Here is a 15055-nt window from a genome sequence, read left to right as displayed (position 1 = left end):
GATTTCCAGTAAATTGGAGTTTACCGGAAAATAATCTTAAAAAATTTATATTTTTTTTAAAAGCCTGTCGTTCAGGCTTTTTTTATTTGATAAACAAAAAAAAGCATCACTTCATACTTTTTTTGGCTATGGTAATATTTGAGGAAAAATAATACTTTTTTTAGACTCATTTCGTTTTGAGCGTCTTTCTCTGAACTCTTGCATTTAAGAATTATTCTACACTTATTTCGTAAAATCATATGTGATAAAGAATATCATTTTGTTGTATATGATTTGCATAAAATAATATTCTTAAAAACGAAATGCAGTAATCTTGATTTGTAAGACAAATTTAGAAAGTTGAAAAGTCACCCAGCTTCCAACTATTTCCGAAAAATTGAAAAAGGCATATTCTACATATTTCCTAATGATACTCCTACCCTTATGGAGTTTGATGAACAGTGTTCCTGCGTTAGCTCAGCGAACTACTGAAGAGGAAGTATTGCGTTTTGAGAATAGCCGAATTGAAGCCACTAATGGAATTACCGTAGAGGTATCTGGTAAATTAGCACTCTGCTCGCATTCAGAAAAAGGACATATTATCCTTGACGTAAAAGGTGGTATTGCACCATATACTTATAAGTGGAATACCTTACAAACCACCAAGGATAGAACCAACTTATATGCTGGTACCTATACTGTGGAAATAACCGATGTCGTAGGGACAGTTCATATTGAAAGGATCGTAGTTCAGCCGCCTTTTCCATTGATACTTAATCCAATTGAAAAGAAAGACGCCAGCTGCGGGTCAGGCAAAGACGGCTCTGCAAAAATCTCTGTGAAAGTAGGGAGAGGCGAGCCTTATAAAGTTACCTGGAGTAATGGGCTTCAAGATACTTGGGAAGCTTCTAACCTTGAACCAGGCACATATTCTGTAACTGTAGCTGACAAATATAATTGTGATGTCACTACGACCTTCGAGATCAAAGCTGCATCTGAAGGAATGAAGGTTACTGAATCTATCCAAGATTTGGGTTGCTCAGGTCAGAATGATGGTGCGATTAAGTTAGCTGTTGAAGGTGGCCAAGTTCCCTATACATACATGTGGAGTAATGGATCTACTTCCAAAGATCTTAGCAATTTATCGGCAGGTACTTACAGTCTTATTATTAAAGATCAGTCTGGTTGCTCCTATCAAACCTCTTACACCGTCAAGGAAACAGTTTCAATGACTGTAAAGGAAACAGTGGTACCAGAGAGTTGCGCTGGATCGGGAAATGGAGAAATTCAAATTGCGGTAGAAGGTGGAGCTGCACCTTATACCTATAAATGGAGCAATGGTCAGACTTCCTCGAAGCTAAGTAACATCAGCTCTGGCGTCTATTCCTTGACAGTGACTGATGCGTTGGGCTGTAATGTTGAAAAACAATTTAGTGTAGCCACTACATCTGCACTTGAGGTAGAAATGCTCTCCCAATCTAATGCTACATGCGCTGGTTCAGCCACAGGTTCTATTCAATTGAGTGTTAAAGGTGCTTCAGGAAAAGTCACTGCAATCTGGGAAGATGATCCTGATGCTGGTCTGAACCGTGCTAATTTACCTTCAGGAACCTACCTACTTGCAGTTTCTGACGCAAGTGGATGTAGTGTGAATAAGTCTTTTACGATAAATGAGGCCCAGCCTTTAAATGCTCGCATTGAAACTGCATTGGATGTGGATTGTACAGAGGGTTCAATCACAGGCGTGGCATGGGTCTCCATCCAAGGTGGAGTAGAGCCATTCAAGATCACTTGGGGATCAGGAGAAAATGACTCCAGAGAAATCAACTATCATAAATCCGGAAATCTGATAGTAAACGTAACTGATGCTTTGGGATGCACTGCCCAAACTGAACTACGAGTGGATTATCCAACGCAGATAAACAAAGCTGGAAGGTTGGATTTTGACTACAGAAAACTTGAGATCAACAGTGACCCTGAAGTACAAGTAGATGAAGAAATCATCTTCGAAAGTATCATATCCGAAGAGTTTATCGGCTGGGAATGGTCCTTCGGCGATGGAGAAGCTTCAAGTGAAAAAGACCCGATCCATATTTTTCAAACCTCCGGGAATTTTGAGGTTACCCTTACAGCCTTTGACATCTATGGATGTTCAAGTGTTGAAAAAAATAGTATCCAAGTGAATGCACCCCTAGAGTTTATCACCATACCTAATGCTTTTACCCCAAATGGAGATGGCCTGAATGACACGTTTATCCCTAAACTCAGAGCAGTCTCCAATTTCTCCATGGATATTTTCAATACCTGGGGAGAAAAACTGTATTCCACAGCAAGCCTTGAAACTCAAGGATGGGATGGAACACACCAAGGTCAGGAATCACCCCCTGGCAATTACTTATATCAAATCACCTACACATCCAGGGAAGGCGAGAAATTTACCCGAACTGGAGGAGTCACCCTTATTAGATAGAAAATGAAACACGTGTATCTGCTTCTTACCCTAAGCTTCCTATCCTTTCAGCTTCAAGCTCAGGATATCCAATATTCTCAATTTTATGCCGCTCCATTGTATCTGAACCCCGCAATGACGGGAGCTTCGGAAATGACTCGGATCGGTGTGAATTATCGAAACCAATGGCCTGGTCTGGATCAATCATTCAATTCCTATTCTGCTTATGTAGATCATTACATCTTCAGTGCAAATAGTGGGATAGGCTTGATAGTGAACAGATCTGAGCAAAGTATGGCAAATTTGAGCATGACTGAAGTTGGAGCTACTTACTCTTATAGAATGAGATTAGGCTTTCGGTCCTTTTTGAGAATGGGAGGTCAAGTAAGCTATATGGAGAGAGATGCATATTTTGGAGATTTGGTTTTTGGTAGCCAGATCGATGGACAGACGGGTGCCGTTGGTGGAGCGAGCGGAGAAAGTCTGGGTGAGGGCATCAGCCACCAGTTTATGGACTATAGCTTTGGGATGCTCTTTCATAATGAAAATTTATGGTTGGGACTTGCTGGACATCATTTGACTCAGCCTAATATCTCTTTCATGGACGGAGAAAACAGCCAACTACCATTGAAAATATCTGCTCATGGTGGAGTGAAATTCGACCTTTCTGGAGGTTCTTCTACTGAGTATTTGAATCAGCGCTTCGGAACTAAGGAATTGACCTTAGCTTTCAATTATAAAAATCAAGGTTCATTTTCGCAGCTAGATATGGGTGCACAGATTAATATACAGCCTTTAGTGTTGGGCGTTTGGTATAGAGGTATTCCAGTGCAGCAAAGCGAAATTCCAAACCATGAAGCGATTATCGGATTGGTCGGAATTTCTTTAGGTGGAGGATTGGACGTAGGTTACAGTCATGATTTCACTCTTTCTTCTCTTGGAAATGCCAATACTGGAGGAGCACATGAGATTAGTTTGCGATATAGTTTTTTAGCAACCAACAAGCGCGGCGCGGGAAGAAAGACTTCCATGCCTTGTTTCAAGTATTGATTTTGCCAGTTTTACGGATTTTAAAATTGCTAGAAGATTGCATAGAAACTCAACTGTAACTCTTGTTTTTTTTGCAGCTCAACCAATTGGCTATACATCAAAAGCAGATAGGTCATGAAGTGCTAATATCTTTTTGGACCATTTCCACACGTGTTTTCGGAAGGCTTTCAGGGTAGTTTTTCTGGATGAACTCAATCATTTTTTCTCTCACATAAACACGCAAATCCCATGCAATTGGTGAGTTTTTGGCACTGACTAGTATTCTGGTCTCTACAGTAAATTCTTTTGCGTCAGATACCTGCAGTACTTTTACTTTTTTGTCCCAGAGATCTGTAGTTTCTAAAATTCTATCCAGCTCTTTTCGGAGCTCATCAAAGGGAATAGTATAATCAGTATACAAAAACACAGAACCTAATAAATCCCCAGATGTTCGAGTCCAGTTTTGAAATGGGTTTTCCAAGAAATACGTGGTAGGCAAAACTAATCTTCTCAAATCCCAGATTCGAACTACGATGTAATTCAAATTAATTTCCTCTATCCATCCCCACTCGCCTTCCACCACGACAGCATCTTCTAATCGGAAAGGCTGGGTAAAAGCGATCTGAATCCCTGCTATCAAGGTCCCGATTGCTTTCTGGGCAGAAAAACCAATAATGATTCCCGCTACACCAGCTGAAGCAAAGAACCCAACACCAACTTTCCGGACAGAATCAAAAGAGACTAAAATCAAACCTATTCCAAGTAAAATGATGATGAAGTTTGCAATTTTCACTAGCATATTAATCTGGGTCAGGACTTTTCTAGCCCGAAGATTATCCTCCTGGGAAATATCATACTGCTTCAAAAAAAGCTTTTTGACAATCTGCATTCCAACTAACAAACACCAGGTAAATCCGCAAATAATTAAGAGTGTGTTGATATGTGGAAGGTAGGAAAAGACTCCATCCCACTCTTTTGATTGAGGGCTAAAGTATATCTTAGAAAATCCAAGCAATAGGGTCACCAAAAGTGGCAAAACTAAACGGGTATAGTATTTCATGTCCGATAGTTAAAAAGAGTTTAATGAAGTTTAATTGGTAATTACCAATCATTAAAAAGGTGACCTTGGGCAATTCGAGATTAGAAATTAGGCAATTGAGAGCGAAATGTCAAAGACCCGCTAAAAGCTATTCACATGGAACAGGGACTAAACTGTGGGAATTTTCGTAATCCAAAGAATCAATAGCTACATGAACTAAGATGCCATCCACTTCTTTCATGTCACCATAGCCTTCTTTCCAACCTTCACCAGAATTCTTAAAGACAACTTGGCGTTTTGAAGAACTTCCTTCAGACATGAAAGTATATTCCAAAATCATCAATCCATCTCGAATTTCCCCCTCAATTTTACCGGTGTTTTTATCCTTTTCAAAAATCTGATAATCTAGCGTTCCAGTTACACTAGTTCCATTCATGTGTGTAGTGAGACTGACAGTATCCTTCTCTCCAAGATATTGAAAGCATTCGGTGTTGATCGTTTGAATTAGCTCATCCTCCGGGGAAAAGGCTGCGTCAATTGGGGAATCTTTTTTTTGTCCGTCGCAAGCTGCCAATACCAAAGCAGCAAAAAATAGTGTAGGTAGCGTTTTCATACTTGTTTTTCAATTGGTTAAGTTAAATAAAACAAAAAGACCGCCAATTGTGAAGGTACTTTTATGGGCAATTGAAGACGAAGGTTAATTCCCTATCCACTCGGCTACGAAAAGGTTGGTATCTCTAGTTCCTCCGTTGTTTCTATTGGAAGAGAAAACCAGGTATTTACCATCGTTTGAAAATACTGGAAATGCATCAAACGTACCGTCATGGGTAATTCTAGTCAGCCCTGTTCCGTCAAGATTGATCATGAAGAGATTAAACGGATAACCTCTTTCTGTTTGGTGATTTGAGGCGAAAATGATTTTTTCTCCCGATGGATGAAAGAATGGAGCCCAGTTGGCTTTGCCTAAATCTGTTATCTTTTTGACATTAGTGCCGTCGGAATTTGCTACATATAATTCCATGCTTGTAGGCATTACCAAACCTTCTTCGAGTAAGTCTTTGTATTCTTTGATGTCTTCTTCAGAAGTTGGGCGGGATGCTCTCCAGATGATCTTGCTTCCGTCAGGGGAGAAAAACGCTCCTCCATCATATCCTAAATCGGAAGTGATTTGCTTCACATCTGTACCATCGATATTCATAGTGTAAAGCTCCAAATCTCCTGTTCTCAGTGAAGTGAACACAATTTTATCCCCTTTTGGAGAAACCGTCGCCTCAGCATCATAGCCAGGTTCATTCGTCAACTGGGAAATAATATTTCCCTCCAGATCGGAAGTGAAAATATCAAAGGAATCATAAATCGGCCAAACGTATTTGCCGTCTGTTCTACGCTCTGGGACTGGCGGGCAATTATCCCCTCCCAAATGTGTAGATGCATAGACGATACTTTTATTGTCAGGAAGGAAATAGGAACAAGTGGTTCTTCCTAATCCAGTGCTAAGTCGCTTTGGCTGAGAATTCTGCAGGTCATCTGTTTTCCAATTAGTGTAGTAAACCTGATCACATTCTGCTCCCCATTCACTGTAATCGGATTGAAAAACCAGCATAGAATCATCAAATGACCAATACGCTTCGGCATTATTTCCACCAAAAGTTAGTTGCTTGATGTTCTTCAAATATTTCATTTCTTCTGGCTTCAATAGCAAGGAGTCAGATGCCGAATGTACTTCAGTTTCTATTTCAGTTTGAACTTCCGATTTTGGACTGCATGCAAATGATAATAGAAGTAGGGCAATAAGTAATTGTCTCATTATTTAATTGGAATTTTTAAGAATTGCTGCGCAAAGTTACCATTTATTATCTTTGGCAAAATATGACAAATGGCATGAAATCGAGCATGAAAAAAAGGAACGATTAATTATCATGCAAGACTCCGTCCCTGAAATTTCGGGACAGGATGTGACATTTAAAAAGCTAAAAATTATACAAATGAAATCACTACTAAACTATACACTTGCAGCTACTTCAGTAGCTTTTCTTACCTGGAGTTGTACACCTGCTCCAAGTGATGAAAGCCTGAAAAAAGGGTTGAAGGAAGACGTCACCTACCTTGCAGCAGACGACCTAGGTGGACGGGCGATCGGCACTGAGGGTGAACAGAAAGCTGCTGACTATTTGGCTGCCGAATTCAAAGAAATTGGATTGGAGCCTAAAGGAACGGAATCCTACTTTCAACCTTTTACCGTATCAAAACCTACGAACCCTCATGAGGAAGCGGTAATCGGTACAGATGGTGAAGGTGTAACCGGCAGAAACGTCATTGGTTTTATTGACAACAAGTCTGAAAATACCATAGTAATCGGAGCGCATTTTGATCACTTGGGAATGGGGGGGCAAGGTTCACTTCATCGTGGTGATTCGGCTATCCACAATGGTGCCGATGACAATGCCAGTGGAACAGCGGCATTAGTTGCTTTGGCTAGAATTCTGAAGCATGAAGAACATAAAAGTAACTTCCTGTTCATAGCATTTTCAGGGGAGGAAAATGGTCTATGGGGATCAAATTACTTTGTGAAGAATCCAACCATTGACCTCGCAAAAGTCAATTACATGATCAACATGGATATGGTGGGTCGCTTGAATGCAGAAAAGACACTCGCAATTAATGGTGTTGGTACCAGTCCAAGCTTTGTTCCTGCATTGGATTTGGCGAATGCCGACAGCTTGAAATTGGTCACTTCAGAGTCTGGTGTTGGTCCTTCCGATCACACTTCCTTTTATTTACAGGATTTACCAGTACTTCACTTTTTCACAGGTCAGCATGAAGATTATCACAAACCGTCTGATGATTCTGAATTGATTAATTATGATGGATTATTGCTTGTGGTGAAATACATTGATCGTTTGGTAGATCAGTTGGACACTGAGCCAAAGCTTGCCTTCACCAAAACCAAAGACAGCAATGGGGATTCTCCACGCTTTACAGTGTCCTTGGGCGTAGTGCCAGATTATCTTTTTGATGGAAAAGGAATGCGAATCGACGGGGTATCTGAGGATAAACCAGCACAGGCAGCAGGTCTTTTGAAAGGCGATGTTGTCCTGCAAATGGGCGACTCTACAATTGTGGATATGATGAGTTACATGCGTGCGCTAAGTGCTTTCCAAAAAGGAGACGAAGTACTTCTAGGCTATGAGCGAGATGGGGAGAAAAAAGAAGTGAAAGTTGTTTTTTAAGAGCCAAGAAGCTAGAATTTAGAACGAAGAGTGTAAAAAATAAACTCCGAGATCACATGAATCCCGGGGTTTTGTTTTACCTTTTATCATTAAGGTAAAATAAGGGTTTTCATATTTTACTTTCCTTCTCCATATCCAAAGGCTTGCAGATACTCTTCAAATACGAAGATTCTATTTCTGGATTGGCCAGTCTGCTCGGTAAGAATTCCTTTTTCTCGCATCAATTGCACCAGGTCATTCGCTGCTTTGAAGCTTAACCCAGTTAATGCAACAGCTTTTTCAACCGTAATGGTTGGTTCGTGGAAAAGCCCGTTCAGTAATACCTTTGCGCTGGTACTTCTACGGCCAAATTCCGCATCGATCATTTCTTCCTTTTGCTCTTTTAGCAGCAATACATGGGATAGCGTATTGACGGCTCTTGATGCAGTTTCTTCAATTCCCACTAGAAAAAAATTAACCCAGTTGAGCATGTCATTTTTTGTTCGTACAGCCGAAAGCTTATCGTAGTATAAACTTCGGTTTTTCTCAAAAAACATAGATAAATACAGTAGTGGCTTCTCCAAAATGCCTTTGCTGACCAGAAATAAGGTAATTAATAATCTCCCTACCCGTCCATTTCCATCCAAAAATGGATGTATGGTTTCGAATTGATAATGTGCGATGGCGATCTTAATCAGATCTGGGACGAAAACTTCTTCATTGTGAAGAAATTGCTCCAAATCACTCATGAGCTCAGGAATCAATTGATGCTGGGGCGGAATAAATACAGCATCTGCCAATGAGCTTCCTCCGATCCAATTCTGACTTTGGCGAAATTCCCCGGGCTGCTTGTTTTCGCCCCGTACGCCTTGCATCAATAGCTCATGGGTATTGCGAAGCAATCTGGACGAAAGAGGTAAGCGCTCTAACTGGGAAATGGTAGCATTGAGCGCATTGATGTAATTATTCACCTCCTGCCAATCATCTCTACGCTCCGGCTGTATATCTTCGATGGGCAATAGTGCTTCCTCTATCCGCGTCTGTGTGCCTTCAATTTTGCTAGAAACCACAGCTTCTTTGGCCACATGGAGTTGAATAAACAAATCAATATTCGGTACCATGCGTGCATAGGAATTCAGTTCTCCCAGCTTTATCGCAGCTTTTTCAAGTAGTTTATTTAGTAAGGGAGAATTCCAAAACCAATCCACATCTACTTTATTTGGGACAAAATATCTGTACTGGAAAGCAGTTTCAAAATGTCCGGATTCAAATTTTTCTATGCGAGGCATATCCAAATATACTCCTTTATATTTTACTTTTATCAATTAAAGTAAAGCAAATAATTTCTTATTTTACTTTCCTTCTGTATATTGGAAGGCTTTCAAAAACTCTTTTATTCAAGGGTTTAATCAATTGGATTTGCCTCCACCCCTTCAAAAGTCATTTTGACTGGCTTGATTGTTCCGTCTTCGTTGAATTCCAATACATCTATTGCAGTCACTCGGTGATCTCTTCCTTCATTTGGAATTGGACGTCGATGATAGACCATATACCAATCATCGCTCCCTGGCTTTTGGATAACTGAATTGTGCCCGGCACCAGTAGCTACAGTGGTATCATTTTCCAAGATGGTTCCGATTCTGTCCCACGGTCCGTTGATATTGTCTGACATGGCATAAGCAACCTTATAGCTGGAATTTGTCCAACCACCTTCTGACCACATGAAATAATATTTTCCGTTTCGGATAAATACAAAAGGACCTTCTACGTATCCCTCAGGCGTTATTTCATGAAATAGCTCACCGTCTTCCCAAGGTTCAAATCCTGTGAAGTCAGCATTTAGCTTACCAATATTACAGTGACTCCATCCTCCATACAGCATGTAATAGGTGCCATCGGTATCCTTGAATACAAACTGATCGATTGGTTGTGCGTCGTTGTAAAACTCAGAAAGCAGTGGCTTACCAATGTGGTCTTTGAAAGGTCCGCCTGGGGAATCTGCCACGGCAACGCCTAATCCCCCAAAGTGGTTGATGTCATTATTTGGATCCCAACCATCGCGGCTAGGTCGCTGGATATCATTTGCAGAAAAGAAAAGATAATATTTCCCGTCTTTTTCGATTGCTGCTGGAGCCCACATGGCTTGTCTAGCCCATTTGATCGCTGCAGTGTCCAGAATATTTGCGTGCTTTTCCCAAGTCACTAAGTCTTTTGAAGAAAATGCATCGAAATGCAGTTGGTCTGTATAGCCAGCTGAGAAGGTTGGGTAAACCCAATATTCGTCTCCGAATACAATTCCTTCAGGATCGGCATACCAGCCTTCGAAAATTGGGTTTCCAGCTCTTTTCGGAGCTTCTGTTTCTTCTACTGTTTTTGGGGAAGAGCAGGCAAATACCAAGGCAAGTCCTCCTACAAATAATGAGTTACTAACTTTCATAAGTTGGAATTTTCGAATGAAGCAGAAAGTTAAGCAGCTTGATTCAAATGAGAATGCGCTTGGTGTAAAAGGGATAAAATATCAGAATTTTCTTAGTGTGAGCCGAATAATTAATCTAATCGGCTCAAAAATATTAGAATCATGAGCCGAATAAGTTGTATATTCGGCTCATGAGTTATAATTGGGAACAATCAGATTGGCCAACATTCACTTACAAGGAAGGTAAGTCTGGGAAAATACTGCTTGATTTTCTCATGAAATCCGGGCAAATGTCTGGTGTCCTCACTGGTTTGGCAGAAGGAAATCAGACTGAACTACTAATGGAAATGATGGTGGTGGAAGCTATCAAGACTTCCGAGATCGAAGGTGAGTTTCTCAGCCGCCCTGACGTAATGTCTTCTATTAAAAAGAACCTTGGGATACACGAGGAGCAACCCTTACTTGTAAAAGATCAGCGGGCAAAAGGCATTGCCAAGCTGATGATCAAGGTACGTTCGGAATATGCTCAAGACCTGACTGAAGAAATGCTTTTTGAATGGCATGAGCTGCTCATGGAAGGCAATCGCTATGTACGAGCTGGCCAGTGGCGGGCAGATTCTTCGCCCATGCAGGTGGTTTCGGGAGCTATTGGAAAAGAAATCGTGCATTTCGAAGCACCACCTTCAGGCAGAGTCCCTGCTGAGATGGCTGCTTTTATTTCTTGGTTTAACAAAACCGCTCCAAACAAGGCAGAAACTATAAACAACCCCCTGATACGATCAGCTATTACGCATTTATACTTTGAGTCCATACACCCGTTTGAGGATGGGAATGGGCGAATTGGTCGTGCTTTGGCGGAAAAAGCGCTGCATCAAGGATTAGGGCATGCCACATTGATCAGTCTTTCCAGTGTCATAGAAGAGAAAAAGAATGAGTATTACAAGGCATTGAAAAGCGGACAAAGCTCCAATGAAATCTCTGATTGGTTGGATTATTTTTCCGAAACTGTCTTTCAAGCACAGCTGAGTGCCGAGCAATTGGTCAATTTCACCCTTCAAAAAGTCAAATTTTTTGATCGCTATAAAAATGAGCTCAATGCTCGTCAAATGAAAGCTATCAATCGAATGCTGGCTGAAGGACCAGCGGGTTTTGAGGGAGGAATGACTGCTAAGAAATACATGGCCATTACAAAAGCTTCTAAAGCGACTGCAACCCGGGATTTACAGGCTTTGGTGGAATTAGGCGTCTTTTTGCCGCAAGGTGGGGGAAGAAGTGTGAGTTATGACTTGGTACTTTAGCTATTGAAAGATTGGAAAATTTGAAGATTGGAAAATTGAACCCGTTGCTTCATTTTTTGAAAGCTGCCATTTTTTCAAATTGACCCTCCCAAAAAGGGGGATTTCTCCTATCTTTGTGCCTGCTTTTGAGGGTGTAGACTCTTGAAAAGCAAAAAAAACAGCCTAAATAAGCTTGCTTCCGTTAAGGGGTGGACATAGGCCAGTTAGAATTGAATTATCACCTACTTGCCCTTAAGAAAGGATACAGTGAAGACATATCAGGAATTTAAACAAGTGGATTATCCCGAAATCGGGGAATCTGTATTGAAGTACTGGAAAGAAAACCAGATTTTCGAGCAATCAGTAGCCAACCGTGACGGTGCGGAGACATTTACTTTTTTCGAGGGCCCGCCTTCAGCAAATGGTACTCCGGGAATTCACCACGTAATGGCGCGAGCGATTAAGGATGTTTTCTGCCGCTATAAAACTCTTCAAGGTTTCCAAGTGAAGCGTAAAGGCGGTTGGGATACGCACGGATTGCCTGTGGAATTACAGGTAGAGAAGGAATTGGGTATCACGAAGGAAGATATCGGAAAGAAGATTTCCGTAGAAGAATACAACCAAAAGTGCCGTGAGACGGTCATGCGCTTCAAGAATCAGTGGGATGAGATGACTGAGAAAATCGGTTATTGGGTGGATTTGGATGATCCATACATCACCTTTGAGCCAAATTATATCGAGTCAGTTTGGAGCTTGCTGAAGAAGCTTTATGAGAAAGACCTGATCTATAAAGGCTACACTATTCAACCATATTCTCCAGCGGCAGGTACTGGTTTGAGTTCGCACGAACTGAATCAGCCAGGTGCCTATAGGGATGTAAAAGACACTTCCATCACTGCTCAGTTCAAACTGAAAAATAAGGAAAATACCTATATCCTTGCTTGGACGACTACCCCTTGGACTTTGCCTGCCAACTCAGCTTTGGCGATCGGGGAGAACTTGGATTATGTGAAAGTGAAGACTTTCAATCCATATACCTACGATGCCTGCACGGTGATTTTGGCGAAAGCTAGAATGAATGCCTACCTGAATCCAAAAGCTGCTGAGCTGAAATTGGAAGATTACAAAGGCGGAGATAAGTTGATCCCTTTTGAGGTAATCGAGGAATTCAAAGGGAAAGACATGCTTGGCTGGGAATATGAGCAACTGTTCCCGATAGCTGGTTTGGCACTTCCTCATCCGGCGTTCACAATCGTTTCTGGCGATTATGTGACTACAGAAGATGGTACAGGTATCGTGCATTTGGCAAAGGCATTTGGTGCGGATGACTTTAGAACACTCGTCCAAAATAATGTACCTGGTGTATTCGTGAAAGACGATCGTGGTAATGATCTTCCGATTGTGGATAAGCGCGGGAAGTTCATCAACATAGTTGGTGAATACTTAGCTGAAAAAGTAGCGGAGCATGAAATCACTTCCCATAAAGTCTATGGTGCGGATGATTTCTATGTGAAAAACTATACTGAGGATGATGAGAATGCAGCGGACTTTAAGAGTACCGACGTGATCATTTCGATCATCCTGAAAAATGAAAACAAGGCCTTTAAGGTTGAAAAATATGAGCACAGTTATCCACACTGCTGGAGAACTGACAAGCCTGTGCTTTACTATCCTATGGACAGCTGGTTTATCAAAACCACAGCCTACAAAGACAGATTAGTAGAGCTAAACAAGACGATCAACTGGAAGCCTGAGGCAACTGGTACAGGACGTTTTGGGAACTGGCTGGAAAACTTAGTGGATTGGAACTTGAGTCGTTCAAGATTCTGGGGAACTCCACTTCCAATCTGGAGAACAGAAGATGGAACGGAAGAACTTTGCATTGGATCGATTGCAGAATTACAAGCAGCAATTGATGAATCGATCGCAAAAGGCTTTATGGAGAAATCTCCATATGAAGGGAAGGAGCTGGATCTTCACCGACCGTATGTGGATGATGTGATCTTAGTTTCTCCAAAAGGTGAAAAGATGTTCCGTGAGCCAGACTTGATCGATGTTTGGTTTGACTCTGGAGCTATGCCGTATGCGCAGTGGCATTATCCATTCGAAAACGAAGACATTTTCAACGCAAACTATCCTGCAGACTATATCGCGGAAGGCGTGGATCAGACCCGAGGTTGGTTCTTCACACTTCATGCGATTGCTGTAATGTTATTTGATAGCGTGGCTTTCAAAAACGTGATTGCAAACGGACTTGTGCTGGACAAAAACGGCAACAAAATGTCCAAGAGATTGGGCAATGCTGTAGATCCTTTCAAAACGCTGAAGGAATATGGTCCTGATGCTGTGCGTTGGTATATGCTAAGCAATGCCAATCCTTGGGATAACTTGAAATTCAATCTGGATGGAGTAACTGAGGTGCAGCGTCGCTTCTTTGGTACACTTCAGAATACCTATAATTTCTTCGCGCTTTACGCAAATCTGGATGCTTTTGTCTATGACAAATCCAAAGCAGTTCAAGTGGCAGAGCGTGCTGAACTAGATCAGTGGATTGTGTCCAAGCTTCAGTCTTTGATCACTGAGGTCGAAGAAGCGATGGATAATTACGATGCTACCAAGGCAACTCGTGCGATCATGAGCTTCACCGTGGATCAGCTTTCCAATTGGTACGTTCGATTGGCGAGAAAAAGATTCTGGAGAGGGGAAATGAATGCTGATAAACAGGCAGCTTACGAAACTTTGTATGAGTCTCTTCTAACACTTACCCAGTTGATGTCATCTTTTGCGCCATTCTATTCTGATTGGTTATATCAAAACTTGACTGAATCGGGAACTGATGCCAAAGCTTCCGTGCATTTGACGGATTGGGTGGATGCCGATGCTGGGTTGATCAATAAGGATCTGGAAGAAAGTATGGAATTGTCTCAAACTATTTCTTCTCTGGTACACTCCCTGAGAAAGAAAGAGAAGATGAAAGTTCGCCAGCCATTGCAGCGCATCTTGATTCCAATTCTTAAAGAAAAGACGAAAGCTCAGATTTTGCATCTAGAGGAGCTCATCAAATCAGAAGTGAATATTAAGGATATTGAATTCATCGATGATGAATCTGGCATCTTGGTAAAAAATGTAAAACCAAATCTTCCAGTTCTTGGTAAGAAATTGGGGCCGAAAATGCGCTTTGTAGTAGGAGCCATAAATAAATGGGGACAAGCCGAAATCGCTGAAATAGAGCGTGAAGGCAAAATCTCTGTTGATGTAGAAGGTGAAAGTTTAGAATTGCTTTTGGAAGAAGTCTTGATCACTTCTCAGGACATTCCTGGCTGGTCTGTGGCTTCTGATCAAGGTGTGACAGTTGCGCTTGACGTGACGCTTTCTGACGAATTGAAGCAGGAAGGAGTTGCTCGGGATCTTGTAAACCGTATCCAGAATCTTCGCAAAGACATGGGGCTTGAGGTACAGGACAAGATTAACATACAGATTGCTGATGATAATGAGTTGGTGAAAGATGCAGTGAAGTCTTTTGGGGAATATATCCAAACTGAGGTACAAGCCCTAAACCTGGAGCTTTCTCCTTCGTTGGATGGAGCTACGGTACTTGATATGGATGATTTTGAACTAGCTGTTTTGGTAGAAAAAGCCTAATAGCAAAACGTATAT

The 15055-nt window shown here is 41.4% G+C and carries 10 protein-coding genes; 5 read left to right on the top strand and 5 right to left on the bottom strand.

The window, feature by feature from the left end:
• The first annotated feature begins 406 nt into the window (after nt 1-406).
• A complete protein-coding gene (locus AACZ87_RS10185) occupies nt 407-2449 on the top strand; it encodes a gliding motility-associated C-terminal domain-containing protein (protein WP_339866889.1) in 2043 nt (680 codons plus the stop codon).
• A 3-nt stretch (nt 2450-2452) separates the two neighbouring features.
• Nucleotides 2453-3478, top strand: a complete 1026-nt coding sequence (locus AACZ87_RS10180) for a type IX secretion system membrane protein PorP/SprF (protein ID WP_339866887.1) — start codon at nt 2453-2455, stop codon at nt 3476-3478.
• A gap of 112 nt (nt 3479-3590) precedes the next feature.
• Here AACZ87_RS10180 and AACZ87_RS10175 read toward each other — a convergent pair whose 3' ends face one another.
• From AACZ87_RS10175 to AACZ87_RS10165, 3 genes are all read right to left on the bottom strand, one after another.
• A complete protein-coding gene (locus tag AACZ87_RS10175; RefSeq protein WP_339866885.1) occupies nt 3591-4517 on the bottom strand; it encodes a mechanosensitive ion channel family protein in 927 nt (308 codons plus the stop codon).
• 127 nt (nt 4518-4644) lie between these two features.
• Nucleotides 4645-5109: a hypothetical protein gene (locus AACZ87_RS10170; protein ID WP_339866883.1), complete on the bottom strand. Its 465-nt coding sequence runs from the start codon at nt 5107-5109 to the stop codon at nt 4645-4647.
• A gap of 84 nt (nt 5110-5193) precedes the next feature.
• The gene (locus AACZ87_RS10165; RefSeq protein ID WP_339866881.1) at nt 5194-6303 is read right to left on the bottom strand and encodes a hypothetical protein; all 1110 of its coding nucleotides are present in this window, start codon (nt 6301-6303) and stop codon (nt 5194-5196) included.
• 178 nt (nt 6304-6481) lie between these two features.
• Here AACZ87_RS10165 and AACZ87_RS10160 point away from each other — a divergent pair, with 178 nt between their 5' ends.
• Nucleotides 6482-7726: a M28 family peptidase gene (locus tag AACZ87_RS10160; protein WP_339866879.1), complete on the top strand. Its 1245-nt coding sequence runs from the start codon at nt 6482-6484 to the stop codon at nt 7724-7726.
• Nucleotides 7727-7842: 116 nt separating this feature from the next.
• Here AACZ87_RS10160 and AACZ87_RS10155 read toward each other — a convergent pair whose 3' ends face one another.
• A complete protein-coding gene (locus tag AACZ87_RS10155; RefSeq protein ID WP_339866878.1) occupies nt 7843-8994 on the bottom strand; it encodes a Fic family protein in 1152 nt (383 codons plus the stop codon).
• Between the two features lie 116 nt (nt 8995-9110).
• Complete coding sequence (locus AACZ87_RS10150) at nt 9111-10142, bottom strand: glycoside hydrolase family 43 protein (protein WP_339866876.1); 1032 nt, start codon at nt 10140-10142, stop codon at nt 9111-9113.
• A gap of 170 nt (nt 10143-10312) precedes the next feature.
• On the opposite strand from AACZ87_RS10150, the gene AACZ87_RS10145 reads away from it, so the two are divergent.
• Both AACZ87_RS10145 and ileS read left to right on the top strand, forming a co-directional pair.
• Entirely contained in the window at nt 10313-11419 is a 1107-nt protein-coding gene (locus tag AACZ87_RS10145) for a Fic family protein (protein ID WP_339866874.1), read from the top strand.
• A gap of 246 nt (nt 11420-11665) precedes the next feature.
• Nucleotides 11666-15040 (top strand): isoleucine--tRNA ligase, encoded by a 3375-nt coding sequence (gene ileS / locus AACZ87_RS10140; protein ID WP_339866995.1) that lies wholly within the window; start codon nt 11666-11668, stop codon nt 15038-15040.
• Nucleotides 15041-15055: the final 15 nt, after the last annotated feature.

The sequence above is a fragment of the uncultured Algoriphagus sp. genome, assembly GCF_963974365.1.
Taxonomy (GTDB): Bacteria; Bacteroidota; Bacteroidia; order Cytophagales; family Cyclobacteriaceae; genus Algoriphagus.
The sequence above is the reverse complement of the archived record's forward strand: the minus strand, read 5'-3'. Positions and strand labels throughout refer to the sequence as shown.